The sequence below is a fragment of the Bacillus sp. 03113 genome, from assembly GCF_006546985.1.
Classification (GTDB): Bacteria; Bacillota; Bacilli; order Bacillales; family Cytobacillaceae; genus VATK01.
In genome coordinates this window covers 98,136-112,381 of record NZ_VATK01000010.1, presented here as the reverse complement: position 1 = coordinate 112,381, position 14,246 = coordinate 98,136, and the positions used below count along the sequence as shown (strand labels likewise).

Annotated in this window: 18 protein-coding genes and 1 tRNA gene; 11 read left to right on the top strand and 8 right to left on the bottom strand. The window is 34.5% G+C overall.

All coding sequences use genetic code 11. The features are described from left to right. Positions 1 to 39: 39 nt before the first annotated feature. From FDO66_RS11375 to FDO66_RS11365, 3 genes are all read right to left on the bottom strand, one after another. Positions 40 to 471, bottom strand: a complete 432-nt coding sequence (locus FDO66_RS11375; protein WP_141432766.1) for a GNAT family N-acetyltransferase — start codon at positions 469 to 471, stop codon at positions 40 to 42. Positions 472 to 474: 3 nt separating this feature from the next. Then, positions 475 to 990: a 2'-5' RNA ligase family protein gene (locus FDO66_RS11370; RefSeq protein WP_141432765.1), complete on the bottom strand. Its 516-nt coding sequence runs from the start codon at positions 988 to 990 to the stop codon at positions 475 to 477. Positions 991 to 1,134: 144 nt separating this feature from the next. Then, the gene (locus tag FDO66_RS11365; protein ID WP_141432764.1) at positions 1,135 to 1,869 is read right to left on the bottom strand and encodes an alpha/beta hydrolase; all 735 of its coding nucleotides are present in this window, start codon (positions 1,867 to 1,869) and stop codon (positions 1,135 to 1,137) included. Between the two features lie 154 nt (positions 1,870 to 2,023). On the opposite strand from FDO66_RS11365, the gene FDO66_RS11360 reads away from it, so the two are divergent. After that, positions 2,024 to 2,569, top strand: a complete 546-nt coding sequence (locus FDO66_RS11360) for a phosphatidylglycerophosphatase A family protein (protein ID WP_258535704.1) — start codon at positions 2,024 to 2,026, stop codon at positions 2,567 to 2,569. A 338-nt stretch (positions 2,570 to 2,907) separates the two neighbouring features. Further along, on the top strand, positions 2,908 to 3,186 hold the full coding sequence (locus tag FDO66_RS11355) for an HPr family phosphocarrier protein (RefSeq protein ID WP_141432762.1): 279 nt from the start codon (positions 2,908 to 2,910) through the stop codon (positions 3,184 to 3,186). A gap of 131 nt (positions 3,187 to 3,317) precedes the next feature. Here FDO66_RS11355 and FDO66_RS11350 read toward each other — a convergent pair whose 3' ends face one another. Beyond that, positions 3,318 to 3,866, bottom strand: a complete 549-nt coding sequence (locus FDO66_RS11350) for a DUF6241 domain-containing protein (RefSeq protein WP_141432761.1) — start codon at positions 3,864 to 3,866, stop codon at positions 3,318 to 3,320. Between the two features lie 238 nt (positions 3,867 to 4,104). Between FDO66_RS11350 and FDO66_RS11345 the strand changes: the two genes are divergently transcribed. Together FDO66_RS11345 and FDO66_RS11340 are read left to right on the top strand one after the other, a co-directional pair. Continuing rightward, complete coding sequence (locus tag FDO66_RS11345) at positions 4,105 to 5,052, top strand: DMT family transporter (RefSeq protein WP_141432760.1); 948 nt, start codon at positions 4,105 to 4,107, stop codon at positions 5,050 to 5,052. A 214-nt stretch (positions 5,053 to 5,266) separates the two neighbouring features. Then, a tRNA-Val gene (locus FDO66_RS11340) sits at positions 5,267 to 5,338 on the top strand. 165 nt (positions 5,339 to 5,503) lie between these two features. Here FDO66_RS11340 and FDO66_RS11335 read toward each other — a convergent pair. Both FDO66_RS11335 and FDO66_RS11330 read right to left on the bottom strand, forming a co-directional pair. Continuing rightward, the gene (locus FDO66_RS11335) at positions 5,504 to 5,881 is read right to left on the bottom strand and encodes a PH domain-containing protein (RefSeq protein WP_141432759.1); all 378 of its coding nucleotides are present in this window, start codon (positions 5,879 to 5,881) and stop codon (positions 5,504 to 5,506) included. A gap of 343 nt (positions 5,882 to 6,224) precedes the next feature. Continuing rightward, positions 6,225 to 6,764 carry a thioredoxin-like domain-containing protein gene (locus FDO66_RS11330; RefSeq protein ID WP_141432758.1) on the bottom strand — a complete coding sequence of 180 codons (540 nt, stop codon included), beginning with the start codon at positions 6,762 to 6,764 and terminating at the stop codon, positions 6,225 to 6,227. A gap of 157 nt (positions 6,765 to 6,921) precedes the next feature. Here FDO66_RS11330 and FDO66_RS11325 point away from each other — a divergent pair, with 157 nt between their 5' ends. The 6 genes from FDO66_RS11325 to FDO66_RS11295 all read left to right on the top strand — a co-directional run bounded on the left by FDO66_RS11325 (position 6,922) and on the right by FDO66_RS11295 (position 12,154). After that, complete coding sequence (locus FDO66_RS11325; protein WP_141432757.1) at positions 6,922 to 7,335, top strand: BlaI/MecI/CopY family transcriptional regulator; 414 nt, start codon at positions 6,922 to 6,924, stop codon at positions 7,333 to 7,335. Between the two features lie 5 nt (positions 7,336 to 7,340). Then, positions 7,341 to 8,189, top strand: coding sequence for a M56 family metallopeptidase (locus FDO66_RS11320; protein ID WP_141432756.1), 849 nt, complete (start codon positions 7,341 to 7,343; stop codon positions 8,187 to 8,189). 177 nt (positions 8,190 to 8,366) lie between these two features. Continuing rightward, positions 8,367 to 8,789, top strand: a complete 423-nt coding sequence (locus FDO66_RS11315; protein ID WP_141432755.1) for a DoxX family protein — start codon at positions 8,367 to 8,369, stop codon at positions 8,787 to 8,789. A gap of 182 nt (positions 8,790 to 8,971) precedes the next feature. Continuing rightward, a complete protein-coding gene (locus tag FDO66_RS11310) occupies positions 8,972 to 9,385 on the top strand; it encodes an Rrf2 family transcriptional regulator (protein ID WP_141432754.1) in 414 nt (137 codons plus the stop codon). Positions 9,386 to 9,774: 389 nt separating this feature from the next. Then, positions 9,775 to 10,077, top strand: a complete 303-nt coding sequence (locus FDO66_RS11305) for an iron-sulfur cluster assembly accessory protein (RefSeq protein ID WP_141432753.1) — start codon at positions 9,775 to 9,777, stop codon at positions 10,075 to 10,077. 520 nt (positions 10,078 to 10,597) lie between these two features. Continuing rightward, entirely contained in the window at positions 10,598 to 12,154 is a 1,557-nt protein-coding gene (locus FDO66_RS11295; protein WP_141432751.1) for a PTS sugar transporter, read from the top strand. A 105-nt stretch (positions 12,155 to 12,259) separates the two neighbouring features. Here FDO66_RS11295 and FDO66_RS11290 read toward each other — a convergent pair whose 3' ends face one another. Further along, complete coding sequence (locus FDO66_RS11290; protein ID WP_141432750.1) at positions 12,260 to 12,469, bottom strand: hypothetical protein; 210 nt, start codon at positions 12,467 to 12,469, stop codon at positions 12,260 to 12,262. A 183-nt stretch (positions 12,470 to 12,652) separates the two neighbouring features. Here FDO66_RS11290 and FDO66_RS11285 point away from each other — a divergent pair, with 183 nt between their 5' ends. Further along, complete coding sequence (locus tag FDO66_RS11285; protein WP_141432749.1) at positions 12,653 to 12,886, top strand: hypothetical protein; 234 nt, start codon at positions 12,653 to 12,655, stop codon at positions 12,884 to 12,886. 146 nt (positions 12,887 to 13,032) lie between these two features. Here FDO66_RS11285 and FDO66_RS11280 read toward each other — a convergent pair whose 3' ends face one another. After that, positions 13,033 to 13,896, bottom strand: a complete 864-nt coding sequence (locus FDO66_RS11280) for a LysR family transcriptional regulator (RefSeq protein ID WP_141432748.1) — start codon at positions 13,894 to 13,896, stop codon at positions 13,033 to 13,035. Positions 13,897 to 14,246 lie beyond the last annotated feature (350 nt).

The window sequence follows — 14,246 nt, the reverse complement described above, 5'->3', positions numbered from 1 at the left end:
TGCTCAGGAAAAGAGAAATTATCATAAAAAAAGTGCCGGTTACACGGCACTTAAAGTTTTTTGCATCGTCATGTGTGGAATTCCAGCTTCAAAAAATTCTTCAGAAATGATTTCATAGCCCAGCTTTTTATAAAAAGGGATTGCATGTGACTGCGCATTTAGTTTTAGAATAGAAATGTTTTGCTCTTTTGCATATTCTTCTATTTTATTCATAATAGCTTTGCCTGAACCGCCCTTTCGATTCGATGGCAAAATACAAATTCGTTCGACCTTTGCATAGCTTGGAAAAACTCTTAATCGACCAGCACCGCATGGAACTTTTTCATTATATAAAACAAAATGGACCGAGCTATTTTCAAATTCATCAATTTCGATTTCAGTTGGAACATTTTGTTCGTCAATAAATACTTTTTTTCGAATCAGGAATGCGTCGTTCAGTTCTTGATCATTTTTGACGATTATTACTTCCACTGTTTATGATCCCTCCCTTAATCGAAAAGTTTCGTATGTAGCCCATGAGCCATTTTCCAGCTGATAGAGTAAATGAAAACGATTAATTTGTTCTTCGTACAAAAATGAACGTTTACTCAACGATCCGTAAATATCTGATATTTCTGAATTCGAAAGCTCTTGTCCAATTGTAATATGTGGTACGTATGAATCCTCGTGATGATCGTTTCCGAACATCGCATTTAGATTTTTATACAGTTCTAATAACTCATCAGTTGGAGTGATTTTTAAGTAAAGCACATTATTTACAGGCTGGAAAGTACTTACTTTGGTCACTTGAATTTGAAGTGGAGAAAATTTATTTGCTACGTTAAAAAGTTTATCACTTATTTCAGGCAGTTTGCTTTCCTCTGTTTCAAACGCGTGTACTAATGAAATATGAGGGGAAATAAAAGCGTATTGCGTATCATAGCGTTTACGATATGAATTAACTAAATCCTGCAATTCTTTCCCAGGATAAAGGACGATATTACATTTCATTTTTTTTCCTCCTTCAAAAAATATGATCATTCATAGAATAGTTCGAAAAAATAAATAACTGATCAAAACTCATTTCTTATTATAACAAAGATCGAATAATGTGCTACCCATATGCGACACGTTTATAGATGCTAAATTATTTTTCTATTGAATTATTTTAAACATATGAATCAAAGCTCGTATAAGATCTGGCTGCCAATATTTCCAAGTGTGGTTCCCTTCAAATTCTGCATAAAAATATGGGAATTTACGTTCCTTTATAAGTTCAGATAAGATTCGATTTGGAGCTAGGAAGTCTTCTATTGTGTTTGCTGTCGTTTTCACCTCAGTTTCTAGTGTCCCGATAATATGGTAAAAAGAAAGAAGATGAGGCTCTTTCTTAAATTGCTTAATAGACGTTAAAACTTTATCGTCTACTAATGGTGATTGTAGGATCACTTTTCCAAACGTATGAGGGTATTGAAGAGCGGTCATCAACGAGACTGTTGCACCCAAAGAATCTCCTATTAATGCACGGCCCATTCCAATTTGTAGAGTTGGAAACTTCTGATCAATAAAAGGGACGAGCTCATGAGCTAAAAAGCGGATATATGCTTGATTTTGTGCTCCAGAAGGATGATATTTCTTCCGTCTGTCTTCTACATTTTTATATGGAATTCCGACCACAATGATTGGCTCGATTTCTTTTTTGGCTAATAAATCGTCAATCGTTCTTCCCAATCTCCCCATTTGAAAATAATCACGACCATCCTGAGCAAATAAAACGGGATATTTTAATAAAGGAGTATAGGTAGATGGGAGATAAACAAGTAATTGTATTTCTTCGCCTAGCTCCTTGCTTATCAACTTTATTTCTTGTATGCTTCCTTTTAAATCCATGAGAATTCCTCCACCAGCTTGTATTGAAAGGCATTTCATTTAATTTTATCATAGCAATCATGTAAATACTGATTTCAAATCTCCGACGAATGTTCCTTCAGCTGTTATAATAAGATTTATAGCTTTAATGTGGAATCATAGGAGAGTGAGAAATATGCGAGTTCATAGCAGAGAAGTAACAAAAGCTACCGTAAATGCATTAAAGGAAAGAGGAGTTTCAATCTCAGAAATTGCGAAGATTGTACATGAATTGCAAAGTCCATATAAACCCGATTTAACATTAAATGAATGTATAGAAAGTGTGGAAAGAGTATTACTTAAAAGAGAAATTCAGCATGCCATACTAGTTGGGATTGAGCTTGATAAGCTTGCTGAGCAAAAAAAACTATCTGAACCGCTGCAATCCATTATAGAATCAGATGAAGGTCTGTTTGGAGTGGATGAAACGATTGCATTAGGTGCTTCTTTAGGCTACGGAAGCATTGCCGTTACCACCTTTGGTCATCTAGATAAAAACAAAATAGGGATTATTAAACTATTAGACAATAAAAAAGGGAATTCAGTAAATACCTTTTTAGATGATATGGTAGCGAGCATCGCAGCAACCGCTGCTGCTAGAGTTGCACATAAGCAACGAGACAGAGAGGAAGAGCTTTCAAAGTCAGAAACAATTTTTGGAGAAGAGATACTTGAAAGATAACGAATAAACAGGTGACAGCTAGTTAAAGCTGGCTCTTGTTTAATGCTTGTTTGCTAAAAATGGGGTCACGAGTTTTTTGAATGTCGAGTCAGTTAGATTTATTGCGTAATTATTATGAATATAGTAAAATATTAGGATTTTTCACTATTTTTTGAAAGTGAATTGTTCAAACTTTATGGATATGGTACATTATTAATAGTTGTTTTAGACGTGGATTTTTTGTTTTGAGATATTCCACAATTTCTTCGCATAGCCGTGAAATTCAGGAGATATCCAGTCTGGGGTTTGTGTAAAATCAAATAAGAAGCACCTTATTTCTTGGAGAGAAGGAAAAAACAATGGTTGAAAGAAAAATTCATATTATTGACAAACATGGATTGCATGCTGTTCCAGTTACAAAGATTGTTTATGAAGCAAGTAAATACAGCAGCAATTTAACCCTACACCATGCTGAAAGAGAGGTAGACCTCCAGTCGGTATTAGGTATTCTTTCCTTAGGAATTCAGAGTCAAACAGATGTCTTGATTCGAGCTGAAGGAAAAGACGAAGAAGAAGCTATCGAAAACCTTTCTTATTTGTTAATGAATGATGGGATTGGGATGCCGACATCTAACTAATCACGATCACCCAATAAAAGGGTGATCGGTTTTTTATACACTAAAAATGGTAAAGTAGTTCACTGTTAATAACTTCAATAGCAAGGAATCAAAACCCAGGTCTAGCATTACCGTTCTTTATGCTCCCTGATTTATCGAAATTTTTCTTCGATGTATGCTTTTTCTTCTGCTGGAGTGAGTAATCGAGTTGCTTTTCCGATATTCCCATCTTGATAATCCCAAATGGCATTATGAGCCTCAACAGCATTACTAAAATCATTTTTTAACCAAGGTTCAATTATATGTATAAGCATAGAACGAGTTTTAAAATCACTGTTTTCTACTACATTATAGATCATCTGAACTTTTTCCTTTGTAATCTCAGATGAGCCCCATTTTTCATCTGCTTTTACTTTCTGATGAGTCATACCGTGAACCTCATTCAGAATTTCATGTTCAGTCATTTCTCCATAGGATGGTAATTCCGAGGTCGGCGTAACCGATTCAAATCTTTTTTGAAGATCTGCTTTTATTTGAGCTTGTTCCTCATTTGAAACGTGAATCGTATCTTTCTCAAGATTTCTTGAATCGTTCCAAGCGACGATCATCATAAATGACAAAGCTCCAGTAATTAAGATAAATAAGGACAGTACGATTTTCATATTGAGGCTCATGTTGTTGATCTTTTTTATGACGTTCATTTTTACCTCCTCAATTAAAAATTAATCTATTAAATTATACCAAAAAAGGATAGAACAGAAAAAAATAGATTACTTGTTTATAGCTGAAATTCACTGATATTGATTGGTTAATTATATTAAATTCCTACAACAAATGGTAGAATGATCTAAAGTAAGTAATGATGGAGAAATTGATATATGTATCTTTTATAAAAGAGGAACGCCTCTATGTTTAACATCTGAAGAGTGAGGAGAGAATATGTTTTTTTCAAAAAAAACTTTAGCGTATGCAGCAATCTTGCTGTTTGTTTCTATCATAGGTTTTTCTTTTATGTTTGTAAAAATTGCGATTCGATACGCAAGTCCATTTGATGTGCTAGCGTACCGTTTTACTTTTGCTTTTCTGATTGCACTCGTGCCGCTCATTTTCGGCTGGGTGAAGGTTTCTTTGGATAAAAAGGTTACATTGCGAGTTCTCCCAATAGCTATTTTTCATCCGTTTCTATATTTTTTAGTACAAGCACTTGGTCTTGTGTATTTATCTTCTTCTGAAGCGGGGATAATCCAAGCTACATTGCCGATCTTTACCTTAATTTTGGCTGCGCTTATTCTGAAAGAAAGGACCACATGGGTGCAAAAAGCAGCTATCTTTATATCTGCATTTGGAATTGTTTTTATATTTGTCATGACAGGTATTCAATTTGGTCAAGTGAATTGGCATGGAGTTATTTTTATGCTGGTAAGCACTTTTTCCCATGCCTGCTACAATGTGATGGCGCGAAAAACAACTCAACAATACAAAATGGTCGATATTACGTATGTGATGATTATCACAGGCTTTGTTTCCTTTAATCTGCTTGCGCTTGGAAACCACCTTATTCATGGTACGATAACTCATTTTATACAACCACTTTTTCATCCTTTGTTCGTTTTATCAGTGCTGTCTCTAGGAGCTTTCGCTTCATTTTTCTCTTTCTTTTTATCAAACTTTGCTTTATCAGAGCTTGAGGCAGGAAAAATGGGTGTGTTTTCAAACTTAACAACGCTTATTGCTGTTTTTGCTGGAATCCTGATTCTGCATGAACAACTATATTATTATCATTTTATTGGGGCAATTTTCGTTATTTTGGGTGTGCTAGGTGTTAATTTGGCTGTATCGCCTAGAATAACAGGAACAACTGTAACACCAAAAGTAATGAAGCAATAAAAATAGGTGAAATTAAAGGTAGAGAGGGTTATCTTATATAGGATAGTGAAACATATAATATTATCAAATAAGTTTACAAGTGAAAATCATCATATGAAGCAAAAAGTATTGACTTTCATTTTATTATAAGTATAATTATAAGATGTAACTTATAGAAGATCTATTAGTTCAGCGGGGGTATACAGCCACTACAAGATCTCTATCTTTATATCATGAGCCGTTAGTTCAGCGGGAGAACATCACCTTGACAGGGTGGGGGTCGGGGGTTCAAATCCCTCACGGCTCATAGGTTTAAGCCACTTTCTTGGTATCAAGAAAGTGGCTTTTTTCATTTGTTTATTTAGTTTGATTTTCGTTGAAAATTCAAAATGGTGGAGTTTTTGGCGTAGAAAATTAAAATTCCAACTATTAAGTGAACTAAGGTTAGCATCCATCTTTTTCAACTTACAAACTATCCACATACAGTTGCTAGAATTTTTTGTACATCAAAAATACTCTTGTCTTTTTTGAAAGTTTTTGTAACAGCAGGCAATTGAGCGCCTGAAATCCATATTTTTAATTCAGCATCTAAATCAAAGTGTCCAGCTGTTTCAACGCTGAAATGAGAAATAGATTTATAAGGGATAGAATGATAATCAATCTTCTTCCCTGTGATACCTTGTTTATCAACTATTATTAATCGTTTTTCGGTAAATATAATTAAGTCTCTTACTAATTTGAACGCTGCTGTAATTTCTTCACCATCAATAAGTAGAGGTTCTAATTCCTTCTTAGCTTCATCTTTTTGAACAGTAGATGCATTTCCTAAAAGACCATTAATAATTCCCATTTTATTTCCTCCAGTAAAGTTTCTTGTTCATTTTTTATCCGCAACATTAATTAACCATTCCAATAAATTTAATTGGAATTTTATGTTCGTATACAACTGATACCTGCTTGTTAGAGCTGAACCTCCCAGATGATTGACTAGTCTTTTGTTGAACGGTTAAAAATATTACTCTAATATTTGATGGTATTATTTACGTTTTTCTATAAAGAAAGTTTCATTCTGATTCATAAAAGATACAGAAGGCTTAAAACGAATTTGCTATTCTACTCTTTTTTATTAAATACGAAAGAAAAATGCTGATACAAAGAGACGGCATTATTTCTTTCGTGAATCAATTAAGCTCTTATAGTTTTTCTGGGCCTTCATAAATAAATTCATAAATAAATTGTTTTATTTTTTTTGTGTCGAGGGATGGAAGTTCTAGCATTTTTGTCCAAGCGGTTAAGACGATTGGTGTGGTTATTTCATCATTTGGGACAACTTCGATACCAGAACCCTTATAAGTGATTTCGCTGATTTCTTTTAATGCTTTTAATTCTTTTTCATTTACTGAAGAGTTATAGTAGATGACAATATCTCCATGTTCTAAACTATGGACTAGGTTTTCAAATGGAATTGGTTGTTCATAAAAACCATAGTTAGCAGGATTTTCACTATGGTCACCAGAGGTAGGAGGAAACGTTTTGTAATTCACATGATTCTCTGTATGAACTCTTCCTTCTTCAGGAAACGTGTTTACTTTCAATTCTACATGCTGATTTAAAAATTCTTTTCCTTGGCTTTTATCTGTATCAGAAATATATTTTAGTCCTACTAAAGCCCCTACAATAAAAAGGACCAACCCAATTGTAAAAGGTAAATGACTTCTTTGTTTTTGCTTCATATGTACACACTCACTTTCGGAGATTTACACTACATATTGTAGTGTAAAAATAAGAAGAATACAATCCTCATTTTTAACTGACATGAAAATGTAAAAATCATAGGCCTTGAAAGATGCTATTTAATACACTACACTATGTAATGGAAGGTGAAAAAATATGAATATCAGTAATTTTCGCTCTGATCAGGTAGGACTAAATCGCTTCTTTGGTCCGCTTGAGGCTAAGATCATGGACATTCTCTGGAAGAGGTCAGAGATGAGCATAAAAGAGGTTCAACATGAATTAAAGAAAGAGAAGGCAGCGAATTTCAATACGATTATGACCGTGATGAATCGATTAGTTCAAAAAGAAGTGTTAGAAAAAAGAACGGAAGGAAGACTTTCTCTTTTTAAACCCACATTAACGAAAGAGGAATTTATTCAAGAACAGTCAAAAAAGCTTACAGAAAATCTACTAGATGAATTTGGGGGCATTGTCGTCACGCATATGCTCGATTCCTTGAAGGACGTTGATCAAAACTTATTAGAGGAATTAGAAAACAAATTAAAACAATTAAAAAAGGAAAGGTAGTAACTATGTGGAAACAGAAATCGATCATGGTATTCATCATTGGTCTTTCCATTGGGATGATCTTATGGATCCAAATGGGTTTGTATCTGGCAAATGTCCTGTTTAATCTCCAAGTTTCTGCAAACATCTTTCATTTCTGCCTCAGTTTGTTTAAGAAAACGAGCTTTTTATATTCGTTGTTGATTGGAGCCGTCAATCTTTTTATTGCTTACCATTTCATCATCATTTTGATTAAAATAGGAAAGCAAATGTTCCTTTCCAAACAATTAATCAGAAAAATATTAACGAACAAGAATCATAATATGACTGTGGAAGTAAATGAAAGATTTCATCGTCACAAAAGTGATATTGTGGTCATTCATTCTAGAAATCCTATAGCATTTACCTTTGGTTTTCGTCGTTCGATCATTGTTCTATCAACATCACTCATAGAGATATTAGACTATCACGAACTCAAAGCAGTCATATCCCACGAGACATCTCACCAAAAATCGTATGATGCTTTTAAAATTTTTATCTTACAGATTATTAGTAAGGTAATTTGGTATATTCCAATCACAAAATGGTCATATCAAAATTATAAGATTATGTGTGAATTAAAAGCAGATGAATATGCCATTAGGAAGATGGGATCGGAAATGAGTTTAAGCAATGCTTTGCTAAAGCTGATCAAGACTCACATGAAAGAGGATTCAGCTCCTGTTCTGATAGGTTTTACGGATGGTTCTATTAACTATCGATTACAGCAGCTTATTAATCCACAGGCAACTATTCCTGTAAGATTACAAATGAAATCAATCATTACATCCGCATATGTATTTATTGTATTGATGGCGCTGATGGTAATGAATTAATAAAATGAAGAAAGGTTTAAAGTACTAGATCTTTGAATCTGAAATCAGGACCATGGTTACTTGATAGATAAATATAGTTTCCTTAGAATTAACGATGAAACTATATTTATTGTATTTTTTTACCTAATTACACTACAATGTGTAGTGTGAAATTTTTATTGAAAGGGGAATGAAAGAATGGAGAGGAATTTAGAATGGGGGACACTTGTATTACGAATTTTCTTAGGGATCGCATTTATCATTCATGGTGTTTCTAAATTTCAAAGTGGAATTGAAAACATTGCCGGCTTTTTTGATAGCATCGGGATTCCTAGCTTTATGGCCTATATTGTGGCTACAATTGAACTGGTAGGGGGAGTACTATTAATCGCAGGGATTGGGGTTCGATACATGTCTGCTTTGTTTTTAGCTATTATGTTGGGTGCCATTATTAAAGTAAAAATGGGAGCAGGTTTTCTTGGAAACGGACAAGGGGCTGGATATGAACTAGATCTTGCATATGGAGTAATCGCGATCTTCCTTATTTTAAATCCAAAATCTTCATTCTCACTGGATCATGTATTATTTACAAAAAAGAATAGTACAAGCATACAACAATAATATTTTTCAAGCAGAGGAGAAAAACTACTCCCTGCTTTTTATTTTTTAATACTTTCGATATTTTCCTCTACATATTAAACGATTTGGAGATAAAATGGATTTCAATTATTTCGTAAAAAAATGCAAAAGAAATTGATTGTGTCTTATAATGTAACTACAATGATTACAAGGTGGTGAAAGAAATGGTTAACTCGCGATTCGCTGTCGCTATTCATATATTGGCTTTAATAGCAGCAAACCCTTTTAAGCAACTAACCTCAGAATTCATTGCGGGGAGTGTTAACACGAATCCGGTCGTCATCCGTCGTTTAACGAGTTTGCTAAAAAAATCAGGCATTTTGACGTCGAGAGTAGGAGTTCCAGGGCCTACATTAAAAAAAGCTCCTTCTGAAATTTCATTAATGGAAATTTATAAAGCAGTTCAAAATAAAGAAGAATTATTTGTGATTCATGAGAAGCCGAATCCAGATTGTCCAGTAGGACGTCAAATACAATCAGCATTAGATGTCACATTTTTAGAAGTGCAAAAAGCAATGGAAAACGAATTAGCAAGTAAATCCCTACAAGATGTAATGAACCATCTCGTTGAAAAATGAGGTGGTTTTTTTAATTATTTACCAGGAAATTACTAAATAGTTGGCTGTTGATAACTTTGAAAGATATGTGTCGACGTCCAGCTCCAGCGCCTACCCCTTGTGAAAGATAACCTCATGCCTCTAAAAGTAAAGAACACTTTTTGAGTCATGAGAACATTTTTCTTCAGGGCTGAACAAGGAGCTTGCGCTTTTGTTCTTATTGTCACCATTCTTTTTTAAATAATAGTAATTGGGCAATAAGTACAAAATAAAAAATGTTAAAAAGTATACATATGATTCAAGCATATCTTATGCAATCTATCGGTTACAGGGTGTAAGATAGAGAGGTGTATCAATTTTCCAGAAATACGATCTAAACTTACTACGAAGCTTGAAACGGAGGTTTACATATGAATTGTAAAATTAACAGAAATGCAGCAAAGGTATTGAAAAAAATGCTAGAAAGTGAAGAAGCACAAGGAAAATCAATTCGTGTTTTTGTTACGCATGCTCATGGTAACCATGCACATTACGACTTAAAGTTCGATTCACCAACTGAATTTGATGAAGTCGTAAGTACAGATAAAGAAATCGATGTCATACTTGATACACGTGAGCCTTTTTTAGATGGCGTTTGGATTAAATACTTTTATGTGCCTCAGGAAGGTTTTGAAATTACAAATCCTAATTTTGAAAGTCATCACCATCACTAAGGTTATTAAGGAAACAAAAATAAAAGAGGAAAAGAGACTTTGTTTGTCGTGCAGAACAACAAGGTCTTTTTTTATGGATGATTTTCTACCTTTACTTTAACTTATTAAAACGATATTAAACTAAAGAATTCTATGCTACAATAAGGTGACTTTTTAATAACATCTTAGATTTTGCTGAATGCTCTACATAACTAAACTAGATTATTATAGATGCAACAGCAAAACCTGATCATTTGATTAGGTTTTTTCTAGTTCTTAGGCTGTTTTCTCAAAGTTTGTTGTTTTTGACATTAAAAACATTGGGAGAAACGTTTCGGAGCAGTCTGCATACACGTAGACTCCTGTGGGAATGTGAGAAAGGCGAGACCCCGCAGGAGCGTATGCGACAAGGAGGCTTGACGCTCGCCCACGGAAAGCGAAGTGTAGCAGGCTGCGCGTTTAAAAGCAACAATCTATACGAAAACAGCCATTTCTTAAAAGAATGTAAAGAGATGCTTAAAGTGAAGGAGATGAATAGTTAGTGAAAAAAATCGTTGTTATCGGAAGTAGTGGGGGGAATCTCTTTAATTTAGGTGGAGCAAATCCAAATAAGCTGCTGCAGGAAATTCTTATGCAAAGCGGGGCTGCTGGCCTTCGAATTGCAAATATTCAGTTCATAGCAGCAACCGAATCTATGGATAAAGCAAAGGAAACGACAAAGGCAGCACTATATAGCCTAAATGAAGAAAATCCGGTTGAAATGTTTCAAGGTACTTTAGCTGAGACCAATTTGGAAGCGGCGAATCTTGATGCATTAATCGCAGAGAGAATAAAAAATGGAGAAATTGATGGAATCATTTCGATGAGTATTGATCCAAATGGTGCCAATAAAGAAGTCATTGCGGCGGCAATTGAAAAGAATGTACCTATCGTGGGTACTGGCGGAACCTCCATGGCTTTGATAACTTCTCAGGGTGCAAATGTAATTGCGGCCTCAGGCACAACGGGTACTACTAATCGAACAAGAGCGATATCATTTATTTCATCACTATGTAAACTTTGGGGAATGAAATTTAACCCAATTATAGGAGCGCCAAGCGAAAAAACGAACTCTTCTAATAGTCATGTGCTGAAGAATATTAATATAAGAGGAATAATGGTTTCATCATTGCCAGGTTTTATTGCTATGGCTCTTATTCTAGCACTCAGTCAAATTCCTGCCCTAAAGGGATTAAGTGAAGTGTTCGATATCATGATCAATGCTTTGCCAGTTATGCTCGCGGTCATTGCAGCTAAACAAGTTTCTGATTTAGATGAGGTTTCGATCATTGCTGGTGTAGTAGCAGGTGTTTTATCTGTAAAAGGCGGAATGATTGGAGGAATCATTGGAGGGATTGGTGCAGGGATCCTTGTGCAGTTCTTTTTCAGTAAATGTATACAATGGCGATTTCCAATGACGACTGTTAATATCGTTGCAGGTGGAATCTCTGGTTTGATCTCAGGGTTAATCGTATTCTATTTGATTGGCCCAGTCGCTTTACAGGCAGGAAATCTGATTAAAGCGGTTTTAGAACAAGCTGTGGCATTTAATCCAATTGTTGCAGGGTTATTAGCAGGAATCCTTATTTGGCCTGCCATTTTAGGAGGGGTATACCATGCAGCTATCCTTCCAATTGTATTGCTTGAAATGGAAAAGACAGGGAATAGCTTCTTAGGCGCTGTCGATATGGTTGGACTTGTTATGGTTGCTGCCGGCATTAATCTTGCCAATATTATTGCCCCAAGAGATAAAGGTGAAGCAACAGTTGCAACTCCCGGTTTTCTTATAAATATGGGCTTTGGTACTTTTGTCGAATCAGCTTATCCGTTTATGTTTTCTAATAAAATCGTATTTGGAGGAGCTCTCATTTCGGCGGGACTAGGCGGAGCCTTGGTTGGGTTATTCAATGTTCGCGGTACAGCCTATGTCCCATCATTTACAGCACCCTTACTATCAAATAATATAACTGGCTTTATCATTTCGATGATTGCCCCAATGCTATGTGCTTTCTTGATTACGTTTGTAGCTAACAGAATTCCATTAAAAAGCAAAAAATGATTTTAGTTTTATCATAAAGGTCCTAAAAATATCTCTTTTGGGACCTTTAATTATGATGAAGCTCTAGTTTTTAAATCTATTGAAAAAAATAGAGTAATTTTCTATTTATAAAAGGATGTTTTCATCTACCACATGGACTCGTTCAAATATTAATAAATTCGTTTCAGATTTGTCTTTATCTATTTGTGTGACCACACTGTGCAATCTATAGCCTTCCCCGCCACGAAGATTTAAAGTACTTCTTAATCGATCTAGGGGAGTATCGTTTGTTAAGGCTCCATCTATTTTTATAACTTCATATTGAAAACTCTTCATGATACCATCTCCTTTTACCCTAGATATTCGATAAAAAGAAAGCGTTTCCTTCCTTTTAAATATGTAGATTTTATGTCCGAAAAGAGATGTGAAAGTGAAATAGCAGGCTTGTATTCTCTTAAAAATTTAGAGGTTATGATCTCGAATTAATAGATATAAGAATAAACAGGAAAAATGAGGAAAATGAACTATTACCTTCTGTTAATAACTGAAATATACTATCTTATCGTTTTTGATGTGATTTTAGGAAAAGATATGGGGGATCGCTTTATGAAGCAATATTATTGTAATCATTGTAAAGCATTTATTCATCCAAATCATGATATAAATGATTCACTATACCAGCAGTGTGAAGCTTGCGGCAGCAAGGATATTAAGGAAATTGATGTGTATATCCAAAAACAAAATCAAAGATGATCCGTATGCGGAAATTTTAAATGATTGTTTAGAAAGAAATCTACTAGAATAAGATAGATTTCTCTCTAACAGTGTTTAAAAGCAGACTAAAAAAGGACGAGCACTTTCGGGATTCCATTTGTAAACTAGTGAAATTCTAAAATTCGCTAACCAATTAAGTTATTGACGGCTTGCATTATGATAGGATGATCTTTATTTTTTAAGGCATAAGCGATATAAATGTCGTTTTTGACAGATTTGTCAGGGAAGATGATTTTTGTATCATTGTTTTTTACAGATTCTTGTACTAAGTAGGTGGGCAGCATGCTGATTCCCATATTATTCTCGATTGCTTTTAATATAGCTCGTAGATCAGGAATAATATGAAACGGCTGAATTTCAGGTCTTTTTTTGAAATGTTCCCTCCAAAATCTTCTAATAATAGGAAGCTCTAATCCGTAGCTAATCCATTTTTGTTTGCTTAACCATTCCTCAAGTGAGATTGGCTGAAATGAGACTTCAAAGGAAGGATGTGCAACGAGAACAAATTCTTCTTCCTCGAGATTGATGTATTCAATTCCAGGAGCTTTATATTTTTGAGTCGTGATGATAATATCTACTTTATCCTCTTGAAGCCATTCTAATAGAATTGGTGCAATCCCAAATTGTGAAAAGTAGCGGAATTCCGTTTGACAGATTTTGCGCAATGCCTGATCCGTAAAATATTCAAAAGGCGAACCAATACGAACAATGGACATTGATTGAAGAGATGTAGTAAGCTTTAAATCTAAAGTAATTCCTTCTAAATTTTCAATTAAAGGGACAATTTTTGTATATAATTCCTTTCCTTTTTCAGTCGGAATCATTTTTCTTGGTGCTCGAGTAAATAAAGGTTCACCAACCTCAGCTTCAAGAGCAGCTAAATGCTGGCTCATCGCTGGCTGCGTCATAATTCTCGCTTTAGCAGCCTCCGATACTGAATGATGCTTATAAATACTGATAAAGCTGCGATACCATTCGAAATCTACCATCTTTTTGTTTCCTTTCTTATTAAGTGCTTGAGCTAATGGATGATTGAAGTTTCAATTTATAAAAATATTTATCGTACAATAAAAATATTATAAATACTATTATAGATAAAGTGTTATAAAAATAACAAATATGATACGAAATAACATGAGTTATATAGAAGCCTAATAAAAACACATTGCCCTTTATATAAGTTCATGCTATAGTAGATGAGCGATGAGCTGAATTGTGTAAGCCGCCGAACATGCCTTATGGCGCACACGAATGTGGCGTGTGGTTCGTCGCCTCAATACGCAAAAGACGTTTGCTTTTAGAGCAGACGTCTTTTTATTTGCTGCCAACTTTTTTTATA